Genomic DNA, 21,506 nt, shown 5'->3' with positions numbered 1-21,506 from the left:
TATATGAAATGAGGTGTTTCCCATGGCGAACTTTCGCTCCGGACGTGTTGGCGAGCAGATGAAGAAGGAACTTAGCCAGTTGATCCAAACCGAGATTAAGGATCCTCGAATCGGCTTCATTACGGTGACAGGCGTTGATGTAACGAACGATTTGTCACAAGCCAAAGTGTACTTGAGTGTCATGGGCAATGAAGAACAAAAGGATCAATCCATGAAAGCATTGGAGAAGGCGAGCGGATTCCTTCGTTCCGAGATTGGCAAGCGAATTCGTCTTCGTCATACTCCAGAGCTGCTGTTCAAGATCGATTCTTCAATCGAATACGGTAGCCATATTGAAAAGCTGCTTGGTGAAATTCGCGGTCGCGACAATAACTAAGTCAGCAGCATAAGAACGCACAAGTGAATCGGGCCAAGGCTCGATTCACTTGTCTGTATGGAGGTTATTAATGACTGGACTAACGACGCTATCTTATGCACAGCAGATCGAGAGAGCTAGAAACTTTATTCAAGAGGGCAATCATTTTCTTGTGGTTGCACATGTTCAGCCTGACGGAGATGCGATAAGCTCAACGTTGGCGGTAGGCTGGCTGCTTCGTCAATGGAACAAATCCTATGTCATGGTGAATGAGAATGGAGTTCCTAATAAGCTAAATTATTTGCCGGGCTCTGATCAAATCAACGTTCATGCAGAACTTGAAAACATTGCTGTCAAGCCATTTGATACTGTTATTTGTGTGGATTGTGCGGACTATGCGCGCATCGGAAAAATAGCAGAATGGATCGATAAGGATGCTCGTATTTTAAATATTGATCATCATCCAACGAATGACCACTATGGGGAAGTTGCAGTCATCCGCGAGGATGCTGCGGCGACCGTTGAGATATTATTCGATATGATTGCTTCCTACGGGCTTGCACTCGATTTAGATGTAGCGACAGTACTGTATACTGGCTTGCTAACTGACACGGGGGGATTCCGGTACAGCAACACGACACCACATGTGATGACGATCGCATCTGAGCTGCTTAAGCAGGGTGTTAACGGCAATGACATTGCGGATCGATTGCTTGAGAAGATGTCGATGGCACAGATGCAGCTAATACAGCGCGGCCTATCGCGATTGGCATTTAGCGAGGATCATCGAATTGCCTGGTTGTACGTGACTCCTCAGGATATGCAAGAGACCGGGGCGCTTAATGAAGATCTGGAAGGCTTGGTCAATTATCCACGCAATATCGATGGTGTAGAAGTTGGTCTTTTATTTAAGCAAGTAGATGATACAGGAGTAAAAGTGAGTATGCGTTCCGCAGGGCTTGCTAATGTGGCTGAGATTGCTCAATCCTTTAGTGGAGGCGGTCATGTCCGTGCAGCAGGCTGCAAGCTTACTGGTACTTTAGAAGAAGTCATTACCATTGTAATAGAACGGGTGAAGCAAGCTTTATGAGTAACTATCATGGTGTATTACCCGTATGGAAGCCTGAGGACTGGACGTCCCATGACGTAGTTGCCAAAGTACGCCGCCTTATTTGGGAGAAGCGTATCGGGCATACGGGAACATTGGATCCGAAGGTTGTTGGAGTGCTGCCGCTATGTATAGGCAAGGCGACACGGATCGTTGAGTATTTGCAGGAGATGCCTAAGCAGTATGAGGCAACCCTCCGATTCGGTGTATCAACAGATACCGAGGATCTAAGTGGAGAGGTACTGGAGCGCTCGGACGCTTCGCATTTGACGGAAGAGATGATTCGTGAGACGATTCTATCCTTTATCGGGCATATCGAACAAGTGCCTCCGATGTACTCCGCTGTTAAGGTAGACGGAAAGCGACTGTATGATCTAGCGCGTGAGGGGAAGACGGTGGAGCGTAAAGCGCGCCAAGTTACGATCCATAACATTGATCTTCTAGATGTACAGTTAGGCACCTCTGAACCGGAAGTACGTTTTCTAGTTGAGTGCTCCAAAGGAACTTATATCCGAACACTATGTGTTGATATCGGTCGTAAGCTTGGCGTTCCATCTACAATGGCGAAGCTGATGCGAACGGTATCTGCTGGGTTTGTTCCTTCACAATGTGTAACCTTCGATCAGATTGAGCAGGCTGTCGCGGATGGAACATTTGAAACGATGCTTCTATCTGTGGAGGATGCAATCTCAGATATGCCTAGAATTCAGGTTTCTGAGAAGTTTGCCCACTATGCATTGACCGGCCGATCAATTCCTTTGCACGCTTTACAGCCGAAACCTTTGACGAATGGTACGATTCGATTGTATGATGAACAAGGAACGTTCTATGGGATATTCCAAGTTCCACAGGGGCAATCGGTATTGCGTCCTGTGAAGGTATTTCTTCCGAACGAGTAATGTATATAATGCTGTGCGCGATTCGAGCAGGCAATTGACTCGGCTTGCGCTAGCTTTTGTCTACTCTTGTGAAAGGGAGAACATACTAGTAGGTAGGAACTTTGGTTTACTGTCCGTGTAACTGGATTGGGAGTTTAACCACAAATCGATAATACGCAGGGGCTCTGATTACAATGGAAACGATAGCATTACATGCAGCGCTCGATGATTCGAGCTGGCGACTGCAGGAGCAGCCGCAAGTATTAATATTAGGACATTTTGACGGTATTCATGAGGGACATGTACAGGTCATTCGGCATGCGTTGGACTACGGGAAGCAGCATCAATTGCCCGTAAGTCTGATGACTTTCCATCCACATCCCAAGGGAGTATTCGGCAAGCCGGAGTATGAACGATTCATTACGCCATTGTCGGAGAAAAAACGGATTTTGAGTCAGCTTGGGCTTGACCGTTTGTATGTTGTACATTTTGATTTGTCATTCGCTAAGGTTACCGCGCAGCAGTTCGCAGAAGCGATCTGCCGTATGAAGGTAAAACACGTCGTTGTCGGCTTCGACTATCGCTTTGGTCATGGTGGAGAAGGCACTGCGCAATTGCTGCAGGAATGGGGCAAGGGCTGCTTTACTGTGGATATCATACCGGCACATAATGATGTTGAGACCGCAGTGAAGGTGAGCAGCACACGGATTCGCGAGAGTCTGCTGCAAGGTGATGTTGTCAATGCGAATCGACTGCTAGGCCGAACGTATATCATTCGCGGCGAGGTTGTTCACGGTGACGCCCGTGGTCGTACGATGGGCTTCCCAACTGCGAATGTCCGGGCAGAAGAAGCATATGTCATCCCAGCGAATGGCGTATATGCAGTGAAGGTGCTGGTTCACGGGACGTGGCATGATGGTGTGCTGAATATTGGCTTGAAGCCGACATTCAAGACGGGAGAAACCGTTCAATCGGTTGAAGCGCATCTGTTTGATTTTGATCAAGATATATACGGGGAGACCGTAACGGTTGCCCTGATGAGCTACATTCGTCCAGAGCGCAAGTTCAGCTCCATACAAGAGCTGATCGCACAGATTACTGCGGATTCAGAGGAAGCGCGCCAACGTCTAAGCACGATGGATAAGGCGCCTGCAGTAACAATTGGCGTCTAATATTGTGCACAATATTCTTAGCCTTCTATCTTTGTACGAATTGATTGCTAAGACTTGTTTTACTTTTGTAGATGGAGATGCTATACTAATAACGTTGTCGTGAAAAACGACCTGTCCATAGCTTGGTTATTCGATCTCACCGTCGATGACGAGGCTAATGGCGTAAACTAACACATATTTTAGGAGGTGAATAGGATGGCTATGACTCAAGAGCGTAAACAACAGCTTATTGAAGAACATAAGACGCACGCTACGGATACAGGTTCTCCGGAGGTGCAAGTCGCTATCCTTACTGAAAACATCGTAAACTTGACGGACCATCTTCGTACACACAAGAAGGATCATCATTCCCGTCGTGGTTTGATGAAAATGGTAGGTCAACGCCGTAAATTGTTGGCTTATGTTAAGAACAAAGATGTTAAACGCTACAGCGCATTGATCGCAAGACTCGGTCTTCGCCGTTAATAGCACGAACCAAAGCAGCCTGGTTGTTCATTGCCGCTTCTTATCGCGGCATGCAACCGGGTTGCTTTTTAGTGATTGCATATGATACTACATATTGTGATAGTAGACAAACTCCCATCAGGACGGTATTTCAAATGAAATGCAGGAAATAATGGGAGTAGTAACGAAGAATATAAAGTGAAACTTAAGGAGGGATCCGATGAACCGCATCGAGATGGAACTTGGCGGCAGAAGGCTTGTCCTGGAAACGGGTCGTTTGGCCAAGCAAGCAAATGCCGCAGTCAAAGTCGAGTACGGTGATACAGTCGTATTGTGTACCGTTACCGCATCGAAGGAACCTAAAGATCTAGATTTCTTCCCATTGACTGTCAATTACGAAGAAAGATTATATGCTGTAGGTAAAATTCCTGGAGGATTCATCAAGCGCGAAGGTCGTCCAAGTGAGAAAGCGATTCTTGCCAGCCGCCTTATTGACCGCCCAATCCGCCCATTGTTCCCGGAAGGTTTCCGCAATGATGTGCAAATCGTGGATTTGGTTATGAGCGTGGATCAAGACTGCCCGCCAGAAATCGCGGCAATGATCGGAACATCCGCTGCATTGACGATATCTGATGTGCCATTTAATGGCCCTATCGGAGGCGTGATTGTAGGTCGTATTGACGGTCAATTTATTATCAACCCAACCGTTGAACAAGAGGAAAAGAGCGATATTCACCTTGTTGTATCGGGTACAAAAGACGCGATCATGATGGTTGAAGCAGAAGCGAACGAAGTACCGGAATCGGTTATGCTTGAAGCAATCATGTTCGGTCACGATGAAATTAAGAAAATTGTAGCGAAGATTGAAGAATTCGCTGCGATGGCAGCTAAACCGAAGATGGAAGTGAAGTTGCACGCAGTTGATACAGATGTGAATGCAGCTGTTCGTGCGTTCGCAAAGGAACGTCTCGTTGAGGCAATTCGTATTCCTGAGAAGCATGCGCGTCAAGATGCGATTGATGCAGTCAATCAGGAAGCAACTGCACACTTCGAACAATTGTATGTGGAAACGCCTGAGAATATGAGTGATGTGAGCGAAACCTTGTACGATATCGTGAAGGAAGAAGTTCGCCGCTTGATTACACATGATAAAGTTCGTCCAGACGGCAGACAGCTTGAGGAGATTCGTCCGATCGATTGTGATACAGGACTCTTGCCTCGTACTCACGGATCTGGCTTGTTCACACGTGGACAAACGCAAGCACTCAGCATCTGTACGCTAGGCGCGCTTGGAGATGTGCAAATTTTGGATGGTCTTGGCTTGGAAGAGTCGAAACGCTTCATGCATCACTACAACTTCCCTCCATTCTCCGTAGGGGAAGCTCGTCCGCTTCGTGCTCCTGGACGCCGCGAGATTGGTCACGGTGCACTCGGTGAACGTGCCTTGTCCAAGGTGATTCCGCCTGAGAGCGAATTCCCGTATACAATCCGACTTGTATCCGAGGTCATAGAATCTAACGGTTCTACTTCCCAAGCAAGTATTTGTGCAAGCACACTTGCGATGATGGATGCAGGGGTTCCGATCAAGGCACCGGTTGCAGGTATTGCAATGGGTCTGATCAAAGACGGGGAACACTTCTCCATCTTGTCCGATATTCAAGGTATGGAAGACCACCTCGGCGACATGGACTTCAAGGTTGCTGGTACAGCTGAAGGTGTTACAGCCATTCAAATGGATATCAAAATTGATGGTATCGACCGCAGCATCTTGACACAAGCGTTGGATCAAGCACGTGCAGGACGTATGCACATCTTGGGTAAAATGAATGAAGTCATCCAAACTCCACGTGAATCCTTGTCACAGTATGCGCCTAAGATCTTGACGATGCATATTAATCCAGATAAGATCCGTGATGTTATTGGTGCCGGCGGTAAAGTCGTCAACAAAATCATCGAGGAAACAGGTGTCAAAATTGACATCGAGCAGGATGGCCGCATCTTCATCGCATCTACAAATGCAGAGTCCAATGAGCGTGCCCGTGAAATTATCGAGGGTATCGTGAAGGAAGTTGTCGTTGGTGAAGTATACACAGGAACAGTGAAACGCGTTGAGAAGTTCGGTGCATTTGTTGAAGTGCTTCCAGGCAAGGAAGGTCTTGTGCATATTTCTCAATTGTCAACTGAGCGTGTAGAGAAAGTCGAAGATGTCGTTAAAATTGGCGATAAGCTTGAGGTTAAGGTTGTCGAGATCGACCAACAGGGACGCATCAATTTGTCCCACAAAGTGCTGCTTCAGCCTGCACAGACAGAAGGAACTGCAAGCTCCGAAGCTGCAGCTACAGAACGTCCACGCAGCAGCAGACCACCACAAGGGGGCGGCAATCGTCCACCTCGCGGACCGCGTCCGTCTAAGCCGCAAAGCTAAGTCGGATACAGCGAGCAAGACAAGCCTGAGAAGGCAACATACGTAGCAAGGAAAGAGGCAGACTGGTTTCTGGCTCTTTTTTTGATGCAAAAAATAGGTATTGATTGCATGATAGGCATAGATTGCTTCCAGACCGAATAACTCGTCCCGAAATCGCATAGAATCAAAAGGACTATCTTGGAAGGGAATGGACTGGATGCAGCCAATGTTAAAGAAATGGTTCGCCGTAACAGCAGGAGTTGTCATCGTGCTGGCAGCAGTAGCGCAGCCCGATGTGAGAAGCTATTTGCAGGAGAAGAAGGCAGAGCTCGCCGTGAGCTATGCTTACCAATCGGGGGTAGAGGATAAGGCTGCGAATGATCCATTAATGGCTCGAATTAAGGAGGAAGCAGCCAAACGATATATTGCTCCAATTAATGCCCGCATTGATCGGGTGTGGAAGGCAATACCCGGATACAATGGGCAGGAAGTAGATATTGAGCGAACGTACACTGCCAATTCGGGGAAAGATCGTTCGGCTGAATTGAAAATGGTCATGCGCGAGGTGAAGCCGGAGGTCTCATTGACGAGTCTAGATCCACAGCCCATCTATCGAGGGAATCCGAATAAGCCGATGGCAGCGCTTATGATCAATGTCGCTTGGGGGAACGAGTACATCGATCCAATGCTGAAAGTGCTAGCAGATGAGAAGGTGCATGCGACATTTTTCTTAGACGGCAGCTGGTTGAAGAAAAATCCTGACATTGCGAAGCGGATTCAGGCGGCGGGACATGAGATGGAGAATCATGCATACTCTCATCCCAATATGAGCGAGCTAAGCGAGGGGCACCAGACGCAGCAAATTGAGAAGACGAAGCAATTGCTGAAGCAAACGCTTGGCGTAGAGAATAAATGGTTCGCTCCACCATCAGGAGACTTCAATATGTTGACGGTACGTACAGCACATGCACTCGGATTGAAGACAGTGCTGTGGACCTTTGATACGAGAGACTGGATGAAGCCCTCTGTGGCTACGATACTGCGTAGATTTCAAGAGAAGACAGAACCGGGATCACTGATCCTCATGCATCCAACGGAGCCATCCAGTACAGCCTTGAAGGAAATGATTCGGATATTGAAGCAAAAGGGCATTGTACCAGGTACGGTAGGAGAAACACTTTCTGAGAAGCGGGTGCCTCCGATTGAAGTTGAGAGGTGATCAGATTTCTGGTAGGATTAGAAAGGCATACTTGGAATGTACTTGGACGAGGAGGAATTGCCGGTGGAAAAAGTGCAGCTGTCTAACGGCCTTCGTGTCGTGATGGAGAAAATACCAACCTGCCGTTCCGTTTCATTTGGGATATGGGTTAAGACAGGTTCACGCAATGAGGATGAAACGACCAACGGGATTTCCCATTTTATCGAACATATGATGTTCAAAGGAACAGAACGGTTTGATGCGAAAGCAATCGCAGACTCCTTCGATGCGATCGGAGGAAGTGTTAATGCGTTCACTTCCAAAGAATATACCTGTTATTATGCAAAAGTATTGGATGAGCATTTGCCGATAGCGGTTGATGTGCTGTCCGATATGTTTTTCCGGTCATCCATGCTGGACGAGGAATTGCAGAAAGAGAAAAATGTAATCCTTGAAGAAATTGCGATGTATGAGGATACACCGGATGATACGGTGCATGATCTGGTTACTCGTGCTGCCTTTGGCGCACACCCGCTCGCATATCCGATATTAGGAACGAAGGAACGCCTGACACCAATGGGGCCTGTTCATCTCCGCGCATATATGAAGAATCATTATACGGTCTCGAATACGGTCATTGCAGTAGCAGGTAACTTTGATGACTCGATCATCGAATTGCTGGAGAAGCACTTCGGACAATTCACGAATGATGAGCCTGCGGCCATATTAACGGAACCAAGCTTCCATAGTGAATTCATATATCATAAGAAGAAGACAGAACAGAATCATATTTGTCTCAGCCTGCCAGGCTGTTCGATGACAGATCCGCGCCTTTACGCTATGATATTGCTCAACAACTTGATCGGTGGCGGCATGAGCTCTCGCCTGTTCCAGGAAATTCGAGAGAAGCGTGGACTTGCCTATTCTGTTTACTCCTATCATTCGTCACATGCAGATAGCGGTCTATTCACGCTCTATGCAGGAACCGCACCGAAGCAGACGAAGGAAGTGCTTGATTTAACCTTGGATATGCTAGGTGAACTGGCAGTGAAGGGCTTGTCTGAGGAAGAACTTCACAAAGGCAAGGAGCAGTTGAAGGGAAGCCTTATCCTCGGCCTTGAGAGCACAGGCAGCCGAATGAATCGATTAGGGAAAAATGAGCTGATGCTAGGCAAGCATTTCACGCTGGATGAGATCATCGCTCGAATTGAATCGATTAAACTAGAAGACGTTACCTTTGTATTGAACCGTATGCTTTCCCATCCATTCGCAGGTTCAATGGTCGGAGCAAATGATAAAGCAATATCGGCTTTCAGGAGGGATCAACTTGTTACAACAATCACACCAAGTTCAAATTAAACGCCTGCCAGGCAATGAGGATGTACCGCTCCCTCAAAAAATGTCCGAACTCGCAGCAGGCTTCGATCTATATGCAGCGGTAGAAGAGCCGCTTACATTAGCACCCGGCCATCGCGCACTCGTGCCTACTGGATTTTGCATGGCAATGCCTGGATACTTAGAGGCACAGATTCGTCCACGCAGCGGACTTGCCTATAAGCATGGCATTACTTGCTTGAATTCACCAGGAACGATTGATGCCGATTACCGCGGCGAGGTGAAGGTCTTGCTTGCCAACCTTGGACAGACTCACTTCACGATTGAGCGCAATGAGCGTATTGCGCAAATGGTGATTCAATTCGTTCCTTCTATTCAACTTGTCGAGGTAGACGAGTTGACTGATACGGAACGCGGAGAAGGCGGCTTCGGCCATACCGGAACGAAGTAAAATAATGATTAAACAGGACGCAGTTGAATTACCGTTTTGGTAAATCAGCTGCGTTTTTTTTACGTCTTGAGATGGGCTTGCACATGGATGCACCCTTTTTAGGCGTGCGCATAAGATGTTTTATACGTTGTGTGCACGTTTGTGAAAGGAGTGATCAGCGAGGATGTTGACTGGAGTTCAGGTCGTGTTTATTGGCGGAGATGCTCGCCAGCTTGAGATCATCCATAAGCTGACTGAATTAGATGCCAGTGTCACGATCGTTGGGTACGATCAACTGCAAAACCCATATCATGGCGTACAGCGCCAATCCCTCTCTATCGAGCTGTTGAAGCAGGCGGATGCTCTTGTGCTTCCTGCTGTAGGAACTGATGACAGTGGGAAGGTTCATGCCATCTTTACATCGGATGAATTGGTGCTGACGGAAGAGCATATTGCGGTACTGCCGGAGCACTGTGTTGTCTTTACGGGGATGGCCAAACCATATTTAAGCAAGCTGTGTGCGAAATACCGCCTCTCGCTTGTTGAATTGTTCGATCGGGATGATGTTGCAATATACAATTCCATTCCGACGGCTGAAGGCGCGATTATGATGGCGATTCAGAACACCGATATCACCCTTCATGGTTCTGAATCGGTCGTACTTGGGATGGGGAGAACAGGGTTCACATTGGCACGTACCCTTCTTGGCTTAGGGGCTAATGTGCGGATTGGGGTGCGCAGAGATGAACATTTTGCCAGAGCGACAGAAATGGGTTTCAAGCCTTTTTTCATAGCAGATCTCGCGCGTCAGGCGGCAAATATCGACTTGCTTTTTAATACGATACCGACTATGATAGTCACAGCGCAGGTCATAGCGCAAATCCCTAACCGTGCCGTGATTATCGACCTTGCTTCCCTGCCGGGTGGCGTGGATTTCCGATTCGCGGAGAAGCGGGGGATCAAGGCTATGCTGGCACCAGGATTGCCAGGCATTGTCGCACCGAAGTCTGCTGGACGAATATTGGCACAGAGTATCACGCAGCTGTTGCTTGAGGACATGCGGAATCGGGGGAATGGACAATGAACTTCACGGGGAAGACAGTTGGCTATGCACTAACAGGCTCACACTGCACATTAGAAGAAGTAATGCCTCAGGTGAAACGCTTCGTAGATGCTGGAGCGCGCGTTATCCCGATTGCATCACATTCGGTCATGACGACCGATACACGCTTCGGGGAATCCGATCACTGGCAGAAACAGTTGAAAGAGATTACTGGTAATGATATCATTTCTACAATTGTGGACGCAGAACCGCTCGGGCCATCCAAATTGCTGGATGTGATGGTGATCGCGCCTTGCACAGGCAATACAACGAGTAAGCTGGCAAATGCATTGACAGAAAGCCCTGTCCTAATGGCAGCCAAAGCACAAATGCGCAACCAGCGCCCTCTTGTGCTTGCGATTTCGACTAATGATGGACTCGGTTTAAACGCAGCCAATATAGCCAAACTCCTTGTAGCCAAGAACATATACTTCGTTCCGTTCGGCCAAGATAATCCACAGCAGAAGCCGAATTCATTGGTGGCGCGCATGGACTTGGTACCAGAGGCATGCTATGCAGCATTAGAAGGCAAGCAGCTTCAACCGGTATTAATTGAACGGTTCTTATACTGAACATAGCATACCACGCAAATTATCATAAAATAGATGTTTGAAAGATTGTGGGTATAGAGGGGAGAAACGACAGATGACGAATCAGAAGCGGTATAATGTTGCTGTAGTCGGTGCTACGGGTGCAGTAGGGGAACAAATCATTGCATTATTGGAACAACGTCAATTCCCCATTCAATCTTTGAAGTTGTTGTCTTCGGCACGTTCAGCCGGTAAGAAGATCGTATTTGACGGTCAAGAAATTACGGTTGAGGAAGCGAAACCGGAGAGCTTCGAAGGCGTTGATATTGCCCTGTTCAGCGCAGGCGGCGACGTTAGTAAAGAGTTGGCTCCAGCAGCTGTAGAACGCGGAGCGGTATGTATTGACAATACCAATGCATTCCGTATGGATCCCAACACACCACTCGTAGTTCCAGAAGTGAACATCGAGAAAGTGAAGGAACACCAAGGCATTATTGCCAATCCGAACTGTTCCACGATTCAAATGGTAGCAGCCTTGAAGCCGCTCTATGATCGCTACGGTATTTCCCGCATCATCGTGTCTACGTATCAAGCAGTGTCAGGCGCTGGCAGCAAAGCGATTAGCGAGCTGTTGCGTCAATCTACAGAAGTGCTTGCAGGCAATGAAGTTGAGCCGGACATTCTTCCAGTTGGTTCTTTGCCCGTGAAGCATCAAATCGCATTCAATGCTATTCCTCAAATCGATAAGTTCCAAGATAATGGATTCACGCTCGAGGAAATGAAAATGATCCGTGAAACCAAGAAGATCATGAATGATGATAGCCTTCAAGTGACGGCAACATGCGTCCGAATTCCGGTCGTATATGGCCACTCTGAATCTGTATATGTTGAGTTGAAGGACGACTTCCAAATGGAGGATGTGCGCGAGCTGTTGGCAAACGCGCCAGGATTGACGCTCGTCGATGAGCCTTCTGAACAGAAGTACCCGCTTGCTACCGAATCTGCAGGCAAGCCAGATGTTTTCGTTGGCCGTTTGCGTCGTGATCTGTCTCAGCCACGCGCATTGAATATGTGGGTCGTATCCGACAATTTAATGAAAGGCGCTGCATGGAACGCGGTACAAATCGCAGAGTACATCGCTTCGGAGCGGCAGTAATTGGCAGGCCGCTCCTGCCTTTTTGTCTTACTTGACAAGGTGTGTTCAGCTTGGTCACTGCGTGATTCGTTGAATAGCCTTATATTTCGTTCTGGCAGTCAGTGTTCATTAGTTGGGGGAAATAATACATGCGAATATTAGTACAAAAATTTGGTGGAACTTCCTTGTCTACACCCGAAGCCAGAGAAAGAGTCATACACCATATCCGTCGGGAACTGGCGCAGGGTTACCAATTAGCTGTGGTTGTATCAGCAATGGGAAGACGAGGAGAGCCATATGCAACCGATACATTACTTGATTGGGCCGGTCAGAACGGGGACAGTTTGCCAGCACGTGAGAAGGATATGCTATTGTGCTGCGGCGAGATTATCTCGGCTACAACCCTGTGCAGCTTGTTGAACAGTGAGGGGATTACATCTACTGTGCTAACAGGTGCTCAAGCTGGTTTCAAGACAGATAGCCACTTCAATAATGCCCGTATTCTGGATGTTACTCCGGATCGGGTCGTTGATGCGTGGAAAGATGTACAGGTTGTAATTGTAACAGGATTCCAAGGCCAAACAGAAACAGGTGACTTTACGACTCTTGGCCGTGGTGGCAGTGATACATCTGCAACAGCATTGGGTGCGGCGCTGCACGCAGAAATTGTCGATATTTATACGGATGTTAACGGCATCCTAACGGCAGATCCTCGACTGGTAGAGGACGCGAAGCCGCTTACGATCGTTAGTTATGCAGAAATATGCAACATGGCACATCACGGCGCCAAAGTTATTCATCCGCGGGCGGTGGAAATTGCGATGCAAGCGCAGGTGCCTGTTCGCGTTCGTTCGACATTCAGCGATGAAGAAGGAACGCTCGTTACGAATCCGGAAGGGTTCCGAGATATGCAGCCTGACATCGTTGATCGCTTTGTAACGGGAATTGCCTATGTCGGCAATGTAACGCAAATCACGGTGGAATCGCGCGAAGGCGTATATGATTTGCAATTAAAAGTGTTCAAGGCAATGGCACAAAATCAAATTAGCGTTGATTTTATTAATGTAACCCCTTCTGGCGCGGTTTATACGGTATTTGATAGCGATGCGCCGCGGGCACTGCATGTGCTCAAAGAGATGGGATTCGAGCCAAAATCGTTATCGGGTTGTGCGAAAGTATCTGTAATCGGTGGAGGCATCAATGGGGTGCCAGGTATTATGGCACACATCGTAGAAGCCTTGACAGAGCAAGAAATTCAGATTCTTCAATCCGCCGACTCCAATACAACGATTTGGGTTCTTGTACGCAAGGAAGATATGGTTCGGGCTTTGCGAGCGCTGCATGCGAAGTTCCATCTGAATCGATAGCACGCAGCGCTAGGGATGTCCGGGTCTTGTGCATATTGTCGCAGGAGGAGGAGCCTTTAGTGGATTTTGGTAGATTAATTACGGCGATGGTGACGCCGTTCAATGAACATAATGAGGTAAACTGGTCTGAGTTCGAGCGTTTGCTGAATGCTTTGATTGAAGAACAGAAGAGCGACAGTATCGTTGTGTGTGGGACGACAGGGGAATCTCCTACATTGACAGACGACGAAAAGATTGCGCTATTCCGTTTTGCAGCTCAGAAGGCAAATGGACGTGCACGCATTATTGCTGGTACAGGTAGCAATAATACAGCTCATTCCATTCATTTGACGAAGGCAGCAGAGGAAGCGGGCGTTGATGGCATCCTCCTTGTCGCTCCTTACTATAATCGTCCGACACAAGAAGGCATGTATCGACATTTTGAGGCCATTGCGAACTCTACCTCTTTGCCAATCATGCTGTACAACGTTCCAGGACGGACTGCATCGAGCATTTCTGTCGAGACGACGCTACGTTTGGCTGAACTGCCAAATGTAGTTGCTACGAAGGAGTGTGCTGGTCTTGAGCAAACATCGCAGATCGTTGCTGGTGCACCCGCTTCTTTTAGAGTGTATAGCGGTGAGGATTCTATGACATTGCCTACTTTGGCCGTTGGTGCGTATGGGATTGTCAGCGTTGCTAGCCATCTCGTAGGTGCACAGATGAAAGCGATGATTGAACATTATCTGGCTGGTCAACATGAAGAAGCAGCCAGACTGCATCTCGAACTGTTCCCCGTATTTAAGGGAATATTCTTATGCCCGAATCCAGTTGGAGTGAAGTATGCTCTCCAGTTAGCTGGTTTCGAGGTAGGGAGCGTCCGTTTGCCGCTTGTTGAGGCAACTTCGGATGAGGCTGCAGCGATCCGTGAGCTTGTTCAATCCATTAAGAAATAATAGGAAAATAGAACTTTTACAATGTGCATAATAGCGCACTTACGAAGCCGATGCTGAGAACCAGCATCGGTTTTGTGTTTTTCGGCAACAATAGGAGGACAAATCGCCGACTTGTGTTTTTTACTTTTGTTCATGTATAATGGATATCAAGTGACTGGGTGCGGTATATTTTTCAAAAGAAGGATGTTCATTGGTACGACGGCCAATTGAATATAGGAGGTTAAGATCCAATTGTCGAAGAAAAACAACGTTGATAAATTGTCCATCTTCGCATTGGGCGGCGTAGGTGAAATCGGAAAAAATATGTACGTCGTCCAATACGGTAACGATATCGTCGTCGTAGACGCAGGGTTGAAGTTCCCGGAAGAAGACATGCTCGGAATAGATATTGTCATCCCGGATATTTCATACCTCACGGAGAATCGAGATAAAGTAAGAGCAATCTTGATTACGCACGGACATGAAGATCATATTGGCGGGTTGCCATATGTACTGAAGCATTTGAACGTTCCAGTATACGGAACAAGATTAACGCTCGGATTGATTGAGAGCAAATTGCGGGAAGCGAATTTGCTAGGTGAAACAAAGCGAATTCTAATTACAGCTGACTCGGAAATTCAGCTCGGAGCTATTCGTGCAAGCTTTTTCAAGACGAACCACTCCATCCCGGATTCGGTTGGTGTATGTCTTGATACACCCGAAGGATGCGTCGTTCATACAGGAGACTTTAAGTTTGACCATACGCCGGTCAACGGTCAGTATGCTGACCTGCAGCGTATGGCGGAAATTGGCCAGAGAGGAGTTCTTGCACTGCTGTCCGACAGTACGAATGCAGAACGCCCAGGCTTTACACCATCAGAAAGTAGTGTGGGTGTCGTTCTGGAAGATATCTTCCGGAAGGCAGAGCAGCGTGTAGTTGTTGCGACATTCGCTTCAAATATTCACCGTATTCAACAAGTCATTGATGCAGCATATGCAACAAACCGTAAATTAACAGTCATTGGTCGGAGCATGGTGAACGTCGTCACGATCGCTTCCGAACTTGGCTACTTGAACATACCTGATGGAATGCTGATCGAACCTGAAGAAGTGAACAAGATGGCTGCTGACCGGGTAGTAATCCTGTCCACAGGCTCCCAAGGCGAGCCGATGTCAGCCTTGACGCGCATGGCGCGTTCTACGCACCGCAAGGTTGATATTCTGCCAGGTGATACCGTAGTTATCGCAGCTACACCAATTCCAGGAAACGAAAAATACGTAGGTAGAACTGTCGATGAATTGTGCCGACTAGGCGCACATGTCATCTATGGCGGATCGAAGACTGGCGTCCATGTATCTGGTCACGGCAGTCAAGAAGAATTGAAACTGATGTTGAATCTGATGAGACCGAAGTACTTTATTCCGATTCACGGTGAATACCGTATGTTGCGCAACCACGCTGATTTGGCGGAAGCAGTCGGAATTGAGCGCGAGAATATCTTCATTACAGATATCGGTGATACTGTTGAAATTACAAATGGTGTTGCACGTCGTGGCTCTAAGGTTCAATCCGGTTATGTACTTATCGATGGTCTTGGTGTCGGCGATGTCGGCAATATCGTATTGCGCGATCGGAAGCTGCTTTCCCAAGACGGAATTTTGGTTGTTGTTGTTACACTCAGCAAGCAGGAAGGTACGATTTTGTCAGGACCAGACATCATCTCTCGCGGATTTGTCTATGTTCGGGAATCGGAAGGACTGCTTGATGAAGCGAACCGCATCGTCACTTCAACACTGCATAAGCTAATGAATGAAAATGTGAACGAATGGGCATCACTGAAGACGAATGTGAAGGATGCGCTTGGACGTTTCTTATACGAGCAAACGCGCCGTCGTCCAATGATTTTGCCAATCATTATGGAAGTATAGAACGAAGTGAGCGAGAATCCCAGTCACCAGTCATTCTCGCTCACGAACGTTATCAGCCGCCGTTCCTGCCGTAAGGTAGGGACGGCGGCTTTTTGCGTTCCCGCTGCTGTATAAAACATCGCAGGGTGAAGCATGCTATGACGGCATTGTACCGGTCAATTGGAGGTAATGGAACATGATGAACGAACAGCCTTTAGATCCACAGGGACAGCCGCAGCAGCTACCCAAGGGTCCGCCAACGGTAGAAACGATCCAACAGCTGGGGACGGCATCGATTCCGTCAACTGGTGAGTCAAATATTTATTGCTTGAATATCATCGGTCAGATTGAGGGGCATATCGTATTGCCTCCACAGAACAAGACAACGAAATACGAACATGTCATTCCTCAGCTTATCGCAGTGGAGCAAAATCATAAAATTGAGGGTGTACTTATCGTATTGAACACGGTTGGTGGCGATGTAGAGGCAGGTCTGGCTATCGCAGAGATGATATCCTCCCTGTCCAAGCCGTCGGTGACCTTGGTACTTGGAGGAGGGCACAGTATAGGAGTGCCGATTGCTGTGTCTGCCAATGTGAGTGTAATCGCGGAGACAGCGACGATGACGATTCATCCGATTCGATTAACAGGTCTTGTCATTGGCGTTCCGCAAACCTTTGAGTACTTAGAGAAAATGCAGGAACGTGTCGTTCGCTTCGTTAAAGCTCATTCGAATATTTCGGAACACAAATTCAAGGACTTAATGTTCACAACTGGCGAGCTGACCCGCGACATTGGGACGACGGTAATCGGACAGGATGCTGTCAAGCATGGCCTAATTGATGAAGTCGGCGGAATTGGTACTGCATTGGAGCATTTGAATCGCTTGATTGAAGAGAAGCGTGCAGAGAGATGTTCGAAGGAGGGGCACCATGATCAAGGCCATCATAATCAAGGTCATCATGAGCACGTCCAGCATGAACAAGCACAACATAATCAAGGCCATCATGAGCATGCCCAGCATGGAGCACATTCGAATCATTGTGAACATCAGGCCAACACGTCTGAGCAGCCAATGCTATTAGGTGGACAGTGTGGGACTAATCCGCAGCATACTGGTACACAGGCAATGTATGTGCCAGCAAAGGAGCGAGGATAATGCTGCACACAATTATTCCGATGGAGCAAGTGCTGCAAGGGATTGACAAGGAGCCGTCTTTTTTCGAAATGCAGTGGCAGGGACGCACCTTGCTTGTACAGCAGGTTGACAATACGACGGTTCGTATCGAACGATTGCTGAAAGACACAAGTATGCATGATTTTCTGGATCCGGGGTTTTCACCCGGTACGATTATTCCTCTACGCTAAGTGTTATCTTGTGCGATGTGAGGTCACGTGATCCACACTGATCCATATTTCTCATTTAGACAGATCCTACCCGGCTCTGTCTTTTTTATTTTTCTCAATTCCCTTGTTATGGAATGGTCATAGGAAGAACGGTTGTTCTGTGTTATAATAAGGGATGGAGGTGACGGCATTTTGGCCCGTAAGAAGAAGAAAAAGCAATCCTTCAGCAAGAGCCTGAAATACGAAATTTATGGCATATTGCTGATTACCTGTTCCGTCATTGCGCTGGCTGGCGGGGCGGCGTTCGGGCGCTCCTTATCTAAAATATCAGGCTTGCTGCTTGGTAAATGGTACTTTTTCATACCGCTCGTGTTCATATATATTGGATTGTCGGTAATGATTAAACGCCAGTGGCCTTCAGGCTGGAACTCCCGCAAGAGCGGCATCATGGTCATTATTCTTGCTTTGACGATGATAAGTACCGTGCACGCGGTAGAACAACGTATTTTGCCAACTGCAACGGATGAAGTAAGTGCTGGATACATATTGAAAGACATACATAATGCTTTGAACTTAGAACTCGTGCAAGCAACCGATACAGGCACGGCTGGAACGATGCTGCAGAAAGACATTAGCGGCGGATATATAGGTGCAATTCTTTATTGTACCTTATTTGTATTATTTGGTGCATTAGGAACAAAACTGCTCACCATCGTCATGCTCTTCATTGGTTTCATGCTGGCTACACAGCTTTCCTATGTTGAGCTTGTGAGGCTGATTCGCACCCAATTGAAGAAATTCGCGGCTGTCATGAAGAAGAAGCGCAAAGCGCGTATCAATGAGCGCAAACGAATGGAAAACAAGCAGCGTAAATCGGCGAAGAAGGACGCAGACGACGATTACATGCTCGATGATGCGCTTGATGATGAAGAAGATGATGAGAATTTACAAGGCCGCACACCTGTATTTATGCAGATATTCGGCAAAATCAGTGAGGCAAGCAAGAAGCGATTCCTCGCCACCAAAGAAGATGATGAAGAATACAATGAAGGTTCTGCTGTATATACAAGCAAGCCGCACGCAGCTAGATTAAATGAAGAGCACACTATACAGCCAGAGGCTGGAGCCGCTGCAATGAATACGGTAAGCAAAGCTTCGAAGCTGAACGCACTCCTTGCTCGTATTGAACAGGATGACGAACAATCCCATGCTCCATTGTTCCGTGATTTTACAGCAACTGCGGACGTCGATCATATTGATAATTCGGATTCCCAAGAGGATGTAGCAATCAGTGGATTTACCAAGCCGCACACTTCTCCTATTGATGAGGCAGCAGACGACATTGAAGATGATTGGAACAATGAGAACCAAGCTAAGTCGAAAGACATGAAGCACGGGCAGATTGAGCATAACCATGCGGATGAGCTTACAGGTGATGAGGGTGATATCCATCTGGAGACAGATGGATTGCTCAGTGACGGTGAAGGCTCAGGGCAGGCAGTCGTTGTCCAAAAGCCGCCTCCGAAGCCGTACAAGATGCCTCCATTCAACCTGCTTGCGAAGCAGCAGGGAAATGGGAAGGGCGGCGATCAAGCCGACTTCATGCAGACAGCTCGCAAGCTGGAAGCTACGCTCGAGAGCTTCGGCGTTCGAGCGAAGGTACTAGAGGTCGTTCGAGGGCCGGCAGTTACCCGCTATGAAATCCAACCTGACATCGGGGTTAAGGTTAGCCGCATTGTCAGCCTGTCTGATGATATCGCACTTGCCTTAGCAGCGAAGGACATTCGGATGGAAGCGCCCATACCAGGGAAATCCGCGATTGGGATCGAGGTTCCGAACAATGAAGTATCAATCGTTACGATGCGAGAGGTCATGGAGACACCAACTTTCATTGATGCTCCGTCACGGTTGTCCATTACATTAGGCCGTGATATTGCCGGGACGCCGATTGTAGGCAACCTTGCTCGAATGCCTCATTTGCTCGTTGCAGGTGCTACAGGTTCGGGGAAATCGGTATGTATCAACGGGATTATTACGAGTATCTTGTATAAGGCGAAGCCGGATGAAGTGAAGTTCCTCATGGTCGACCCGAAAATGGTAGAACTGAATGTATACAATGGCATCCCGCATCTTCTTGCGCCAGTCGTTACTGATCCAAGACGCGCTTCGCTTGCTTTGAAGAAAATCGTTGTTGAAATGGAAAAGCGTTATGAGTTGTTCTCCAAATCGGCGACTCGGAATATTGAAGGGTATAACAAGCTGGTTGCAGATGAGCCAGACAAGGTACTTCCTTATATCGTCATTATTGTCGATGAGCTCGCGGACTTGATGATGGTTGCTGCCAATGATGTAGAGGATTCAATATGCCGATTAGCTCAAATGGCGCGTGCAGCTGGTATCCATCTGATTATTGCGACCCAGCGCCCATCGGTTGACGTTATTACCGGGGTTATTAAAGCTAATATTCCGTCTCGTATCGCGTTCGGTGTATCGTCCCAGGTGGATTCACGAACAATTCTGGATATGGCAGGCGCCGAGAAGCTGCTCGGACGTGGGGACATGCTATTCCTACCGATGGGCTCATCCAAGCCGATTCGTGTGCAGGGCGCATTCCTGTCCGACCAAGAGGTCGAGGCAGTCGTTGGGTTCGTAAGCGGTCAAGCGCAGGCGGAATACAACGAAGAGCTGGTGCCGGAAATCGATGAGAGTGGACATGCTTCTGATGAACCGGTCGATGAGTTGTATGATCAAGCGATTCAAATCGTGCTCGAAGCGCAGCAAGCCTCGGCATCGCTACTGCAGCGCCGGATGCGCATCGGATATAACCGCGCCAGTCGTCTGATTGATCATATGCATATGCAGGGCTTGATTGGCGCGCATGAGGGCAGTAAGCCGCGTGAAGTGCTGATCACATTGGAACAATATCAACAAAGCAAAATTTCATCCTAAATAGGATACAGAAAGAGAGCGCCCTGCGCTCTCTTTTGCTTATGCAGTAGGTGTTGGCTGTAAGTGCATAGATCTCTATCCGTTATCTCATAATAATGTTGCCAATCCTGTTAAATTCACAAGAGAGAGGTAGACGTTAGGCATGAGAAAACGGATGATTTGGATCACGATATGTATTGTATTCATGCTAATTGGAGCGTTCCAGTACAAGCATATGGGCAAGACGGAAGCCACATTTAGCAATGCAACACTGCAGCAAGGCTCCCAAGGCCAAGATGTGAAGGAGTTACAAGGTCGATTGAAATTCCTTGGTTACTATGATGGCAAGACAGATGGAATCTTTGGTCCCGCGACGAAGAATGCAGTGACATGGTTCCAATGGAAGTTCGGAATGAAGTCAGACGGAATCGTTGGATCGAAAACCAAAGAAATGCTAGTAAAAGCTACGAAAAATTGGAAGCCTGAAACTTCGGGAGGAACGGCACCTAACAAGCCATCTGGCTCAACAAATAATAATGTTAGCGGCTCCAACAATTTAGGGTTGTCGGAGAATGATTTAAAATTTATGGCCAATGCCGTGTATGGCGAAGCGCGCGGTGAGCCTTATGAGGGACAAGTAGCTGTAGCTGCGGTAATATTGAACCGTGTGAAGTCGCCAAGCTTTCCGAAGACAGCGTATGGCGTAATTTTTCAACCAGGGGCATTTACTGCAGTAGCGGATGGACAGATTTGGCTGGAACCGAACGAGAATGCCAAACGAGCAGTGAAGGACGCCATAAATGGCTGGGATCCTTCTGGTGGCTGTCTGTACTATTTCAACCCTGAGACGGCAACTTCGAAGTGGATTTGGACTCGACCTCAAGTCAAAACAATCGGCAAACATATCTTCTGTATGTAATCAAGTGACCGAAGCGACGGTTGAGATGAGAC

General features: G+C 47.7%; 18 protein-coding genes and 1 pseudogene. All 19 read left to right on the top strand.

The features are described 5' to 3' along the window. The first annotated feature begins 22 nt into the window (after positions 1 to 22). The 19 genes and pseudogenes from rbfA (at position 23) to sleB (ending at position 21,474) form a co-directional block, all read left to right on the top strand. Positions 23 to 376: a 30S ribosome-binding factor RbfA gene (gene rbfA / locus BLS15_RS09015; protein ID WP_090511253.1), complete on the top strand. Its 354-nt coding sequence runs from the start codon at positions 23 to 25 to the stop codon at positions 374 to 376. Positions 377 to 446: 70 nt separating this feature from the next. Beyond that, positions 447 to 1,445 (top strand): DHH family phosphoesterase, encoded by a 999-nt coding sequence (locus BLS15_RS09010; protein ID WP_021256509.1) that lies wholly within the window; start codon positions 447 to 449, stop codon positions 1,443 to 1,445. Beyond that, a complete protein-coding gene (truB, locus tag BLS15_RS09005) occupies positions 1,442 to 2,362 on the top strand; it encodes a tRNA pseudouridine(55) synthase TruB (RefSeq protein WP_090511248.1) in 921 nt (306 codons plus the stop codon). The genes BLS15_RS09010 and truB overlap by 4 nt, the downstream gene beginning before the upstream one ends. Positions 2,363 to 2,535: 173 nt before the next feature. Further along, on the top strand, positions 2,536 to 3,513 hold the full coding sequence (locus tag BLS15_RS09000; protein WP_021256507.1) for a bifunctional riboflavin kinase/FAD synthetase: 978 nt from the start codon (positions 2,536 to 2,538) through the stop codon (positions 3,511 to 3,513). 195 nt (positions 3,514 to 3,708) lie between these two features. Further along, positions 3,709 to 3,978 carry a 30S ribosomal protein S15 gene (gene rpsO / locus BLS15_RS08995; protein ID WP_021256506.1) on the top strand — a complete coding sequence of 90 codons (270 nt, stop codon included), beginning with the start codon at positions 3,709 to 3,711 and terminating at the stop codon, positions 3,976 to 3,978. A 199-nt stretch (positions 3,979 to 4,177) separates the two neighbouring features. Continuing rightward, the gene (pnp, locus tag BLS15_RS08990) at positions 4,178 to 6,382 is read left to right on the top strand and encodes a polyribonucleotide nucleotidyltransferase (RefSeq protein WP_021256505.1); all 2,205 of its coding nucleotides are present in this window, start codon (positions 4,178 to 4,180) and stop codon (positions 6,380 to 6,382) included. 205 nt (positions 6,383 to 6,587) lie between these two features. After that, positions 6,588 to 7,580 carry a polysaccharide deacetylase family protein gene (locus tag BLS15_RS08985; protein WP_227774550.1) on the top strand — a complete coding sequence of 331 codons (993 nt, stop codon included), beginning with the start codon at positions 6,588 to 6,590 and terminating at the stop codon, positions 7,578 to 7,580. A gap of 63 nt (positions 7,581 to 7,643) precedes the next feature. Further along, positions 7,644 to 8,918 (top strand): M16 family metallopeptidase, encoded by a 1,275-nt coding sequence (locus tag BLS15_RS08980; RefSeq protein ID WP_021256503.1) that lies wholly within the window; start codon positions 7,644 to 7,646, stop codon positions 8,916 to 8,918. After that, positions 8,851 to 9,345, top strand: coding sequence for a dUTP diphosphatase (gene dut, locus BLS15_RS08975; protein WP_172619420.1), 495 nt, complete (start codon positions 8,851 to 8,853; stop codon positions 9,343 to 9,345). Before BLS15_RS08980 ends, dut begins: the two co-directional genes overlap by 68 nt. A gap of 163 nt (positions 9,346 to 9,508) precedes the next feature. Next, positions 9,509 to 10,408 (top strand): dipicolinate synthase subunit DpsA, encoded by a 900-nt coding sequence (gene dpsA, locus BLS15_RS08970; RefSeq protein WP_021256501.1) that lies wholly within the window; start codon positions 9,509 to 9,511, stop codon positions 10,406 to 10,408. Beyond that, positions 10,405 to 10,998 carry a dipicolinate synthase subunit B gene (locus tag BLS15_RS08965; protein WP_021256500.1) on the top strand — a complete coding sequence of 198 codons (594 nt, stop codon included), beginning with the start codon at positions 10,405 to 10,407 and terminating at the stop codon, positions 10,996 to 10,998. Before dpsA ends, BLS15_RS08965 begins: the two co-directional genes overlap by 4 nt. Before the next feature lie 73 nt (positions 10,999 to 11,071). Continuing rightward, complete coding sequence (locus BLS15_RS08960) at positions 11,072 to 12,112, top strand: aspartate-semialdehyde dehydrogenase (RefSeq protein WP_021256499.1); 1,041 nt, start codon at positions 11,072 to 11,074, stop codon at positions 12,110 to 12,112. 128 nt (positions 12,113 to 12,240) lie between these two features. Then, on the top strand, positions 12,241 to 13,458 hold the full coding sequence (gene dapG / locus BLS15_RS08955) for an aspartate kinase (RefSeq protein ID WP_021256498.1): 1,218 nt from the start codon (positions 12,241 to 12,243) through the stop codon (positions 13,456 to 13,458). A gap of 59 nt (positions 13,459 to 13,517) precedes the next feature. Further along, entirely contained in the window at positions 13,518 to 14,393 is an 876-nt protein-coding gene (gene dapA / locus BLS15_RS08950; protein WP_021256497.1) for a 4-hydroxy-tetrahydrodipicolinate synthase, read from the top strand. Positions 14,394 to 14,624: 231 nt separating this feature from the next. Further along, positions 14,625 to 16,301: a ribonuclease J gene (locus tag BLS15_RS08945; RefSeq protein ID WP_021256496.1), complete on the top strand. Its 1,677-nt coding sequence runs from the start codon at positions 14,625 to 14,627 to the stop codon at positions 16,299 to 16,301. Between the two features lie 178 nt (positions 16,302 to 16,479). Beyond that, a pseudogene (locus BLS15_RS08940) lies at positions 16,480 to 17,187 on the top strand (ClpP family protease); the annotation flags it as partial. Positions 17,188 to 17,438: 251 nt separating this feature from the next. Next, positions 17,439 to 17,648 carry a YlzJ-like family protein gene (locus BLS15_RS08935; protein ID WP_021256494.1) on the top strand — a complete coding sequence of 70 codons (210 nt, stop codon included), beginning with the start codon at positions 17,439 to 17,441 and terminating at the stop codon, positions 17,646 to 17,648. Between the two features lie 171 nt (positions 17,649 to 17,819). Next, positions 17,820 to 20,576 (top strand): FtsK/SpoIIIE family DNA translocase, encoded by a 2,757-nt coding sequence (locus BLS15_RS08930; RefSeq protein WP_028531185.1) that lies wholly within the window; start codon positions 17,820 to 17,822, stop codon positions 20,574 to 20,576. Positions 20,577 to 20,718: 142 nt separating this feature from the next. Next, positions 20,719 to 21,474 carry a spore cortex-lytic enzyme gene (gene sleB / locus BLS15_RS08925; protein WP_021256492.1) on the top strand — a complete coding sequence of 252 codons (756 nt, stop codon included), beginning with the start codon at positions 20,719 to 20,721 and terminating at the stop codon, positions 21,472 to 21,474. Positions 21,475 to 21,506 lie beyond the last annotated feature (32 nt).

The sequence above is a fragment of the Paenibacillus sp. cl6col genome (assembly GCF_900102125.1).
GTDB lineage: Bacteria > Bacillota > Bacilli > Paenibacillales > Paenibacillaceae > Paenibacillus_B > Paenibacillus_B suaedae.
The sequence above is the reverse complement of the archived record's forward strand: the minus strand, read 5'-3'. Positions and strand labels throughout refer to the sequence as shown.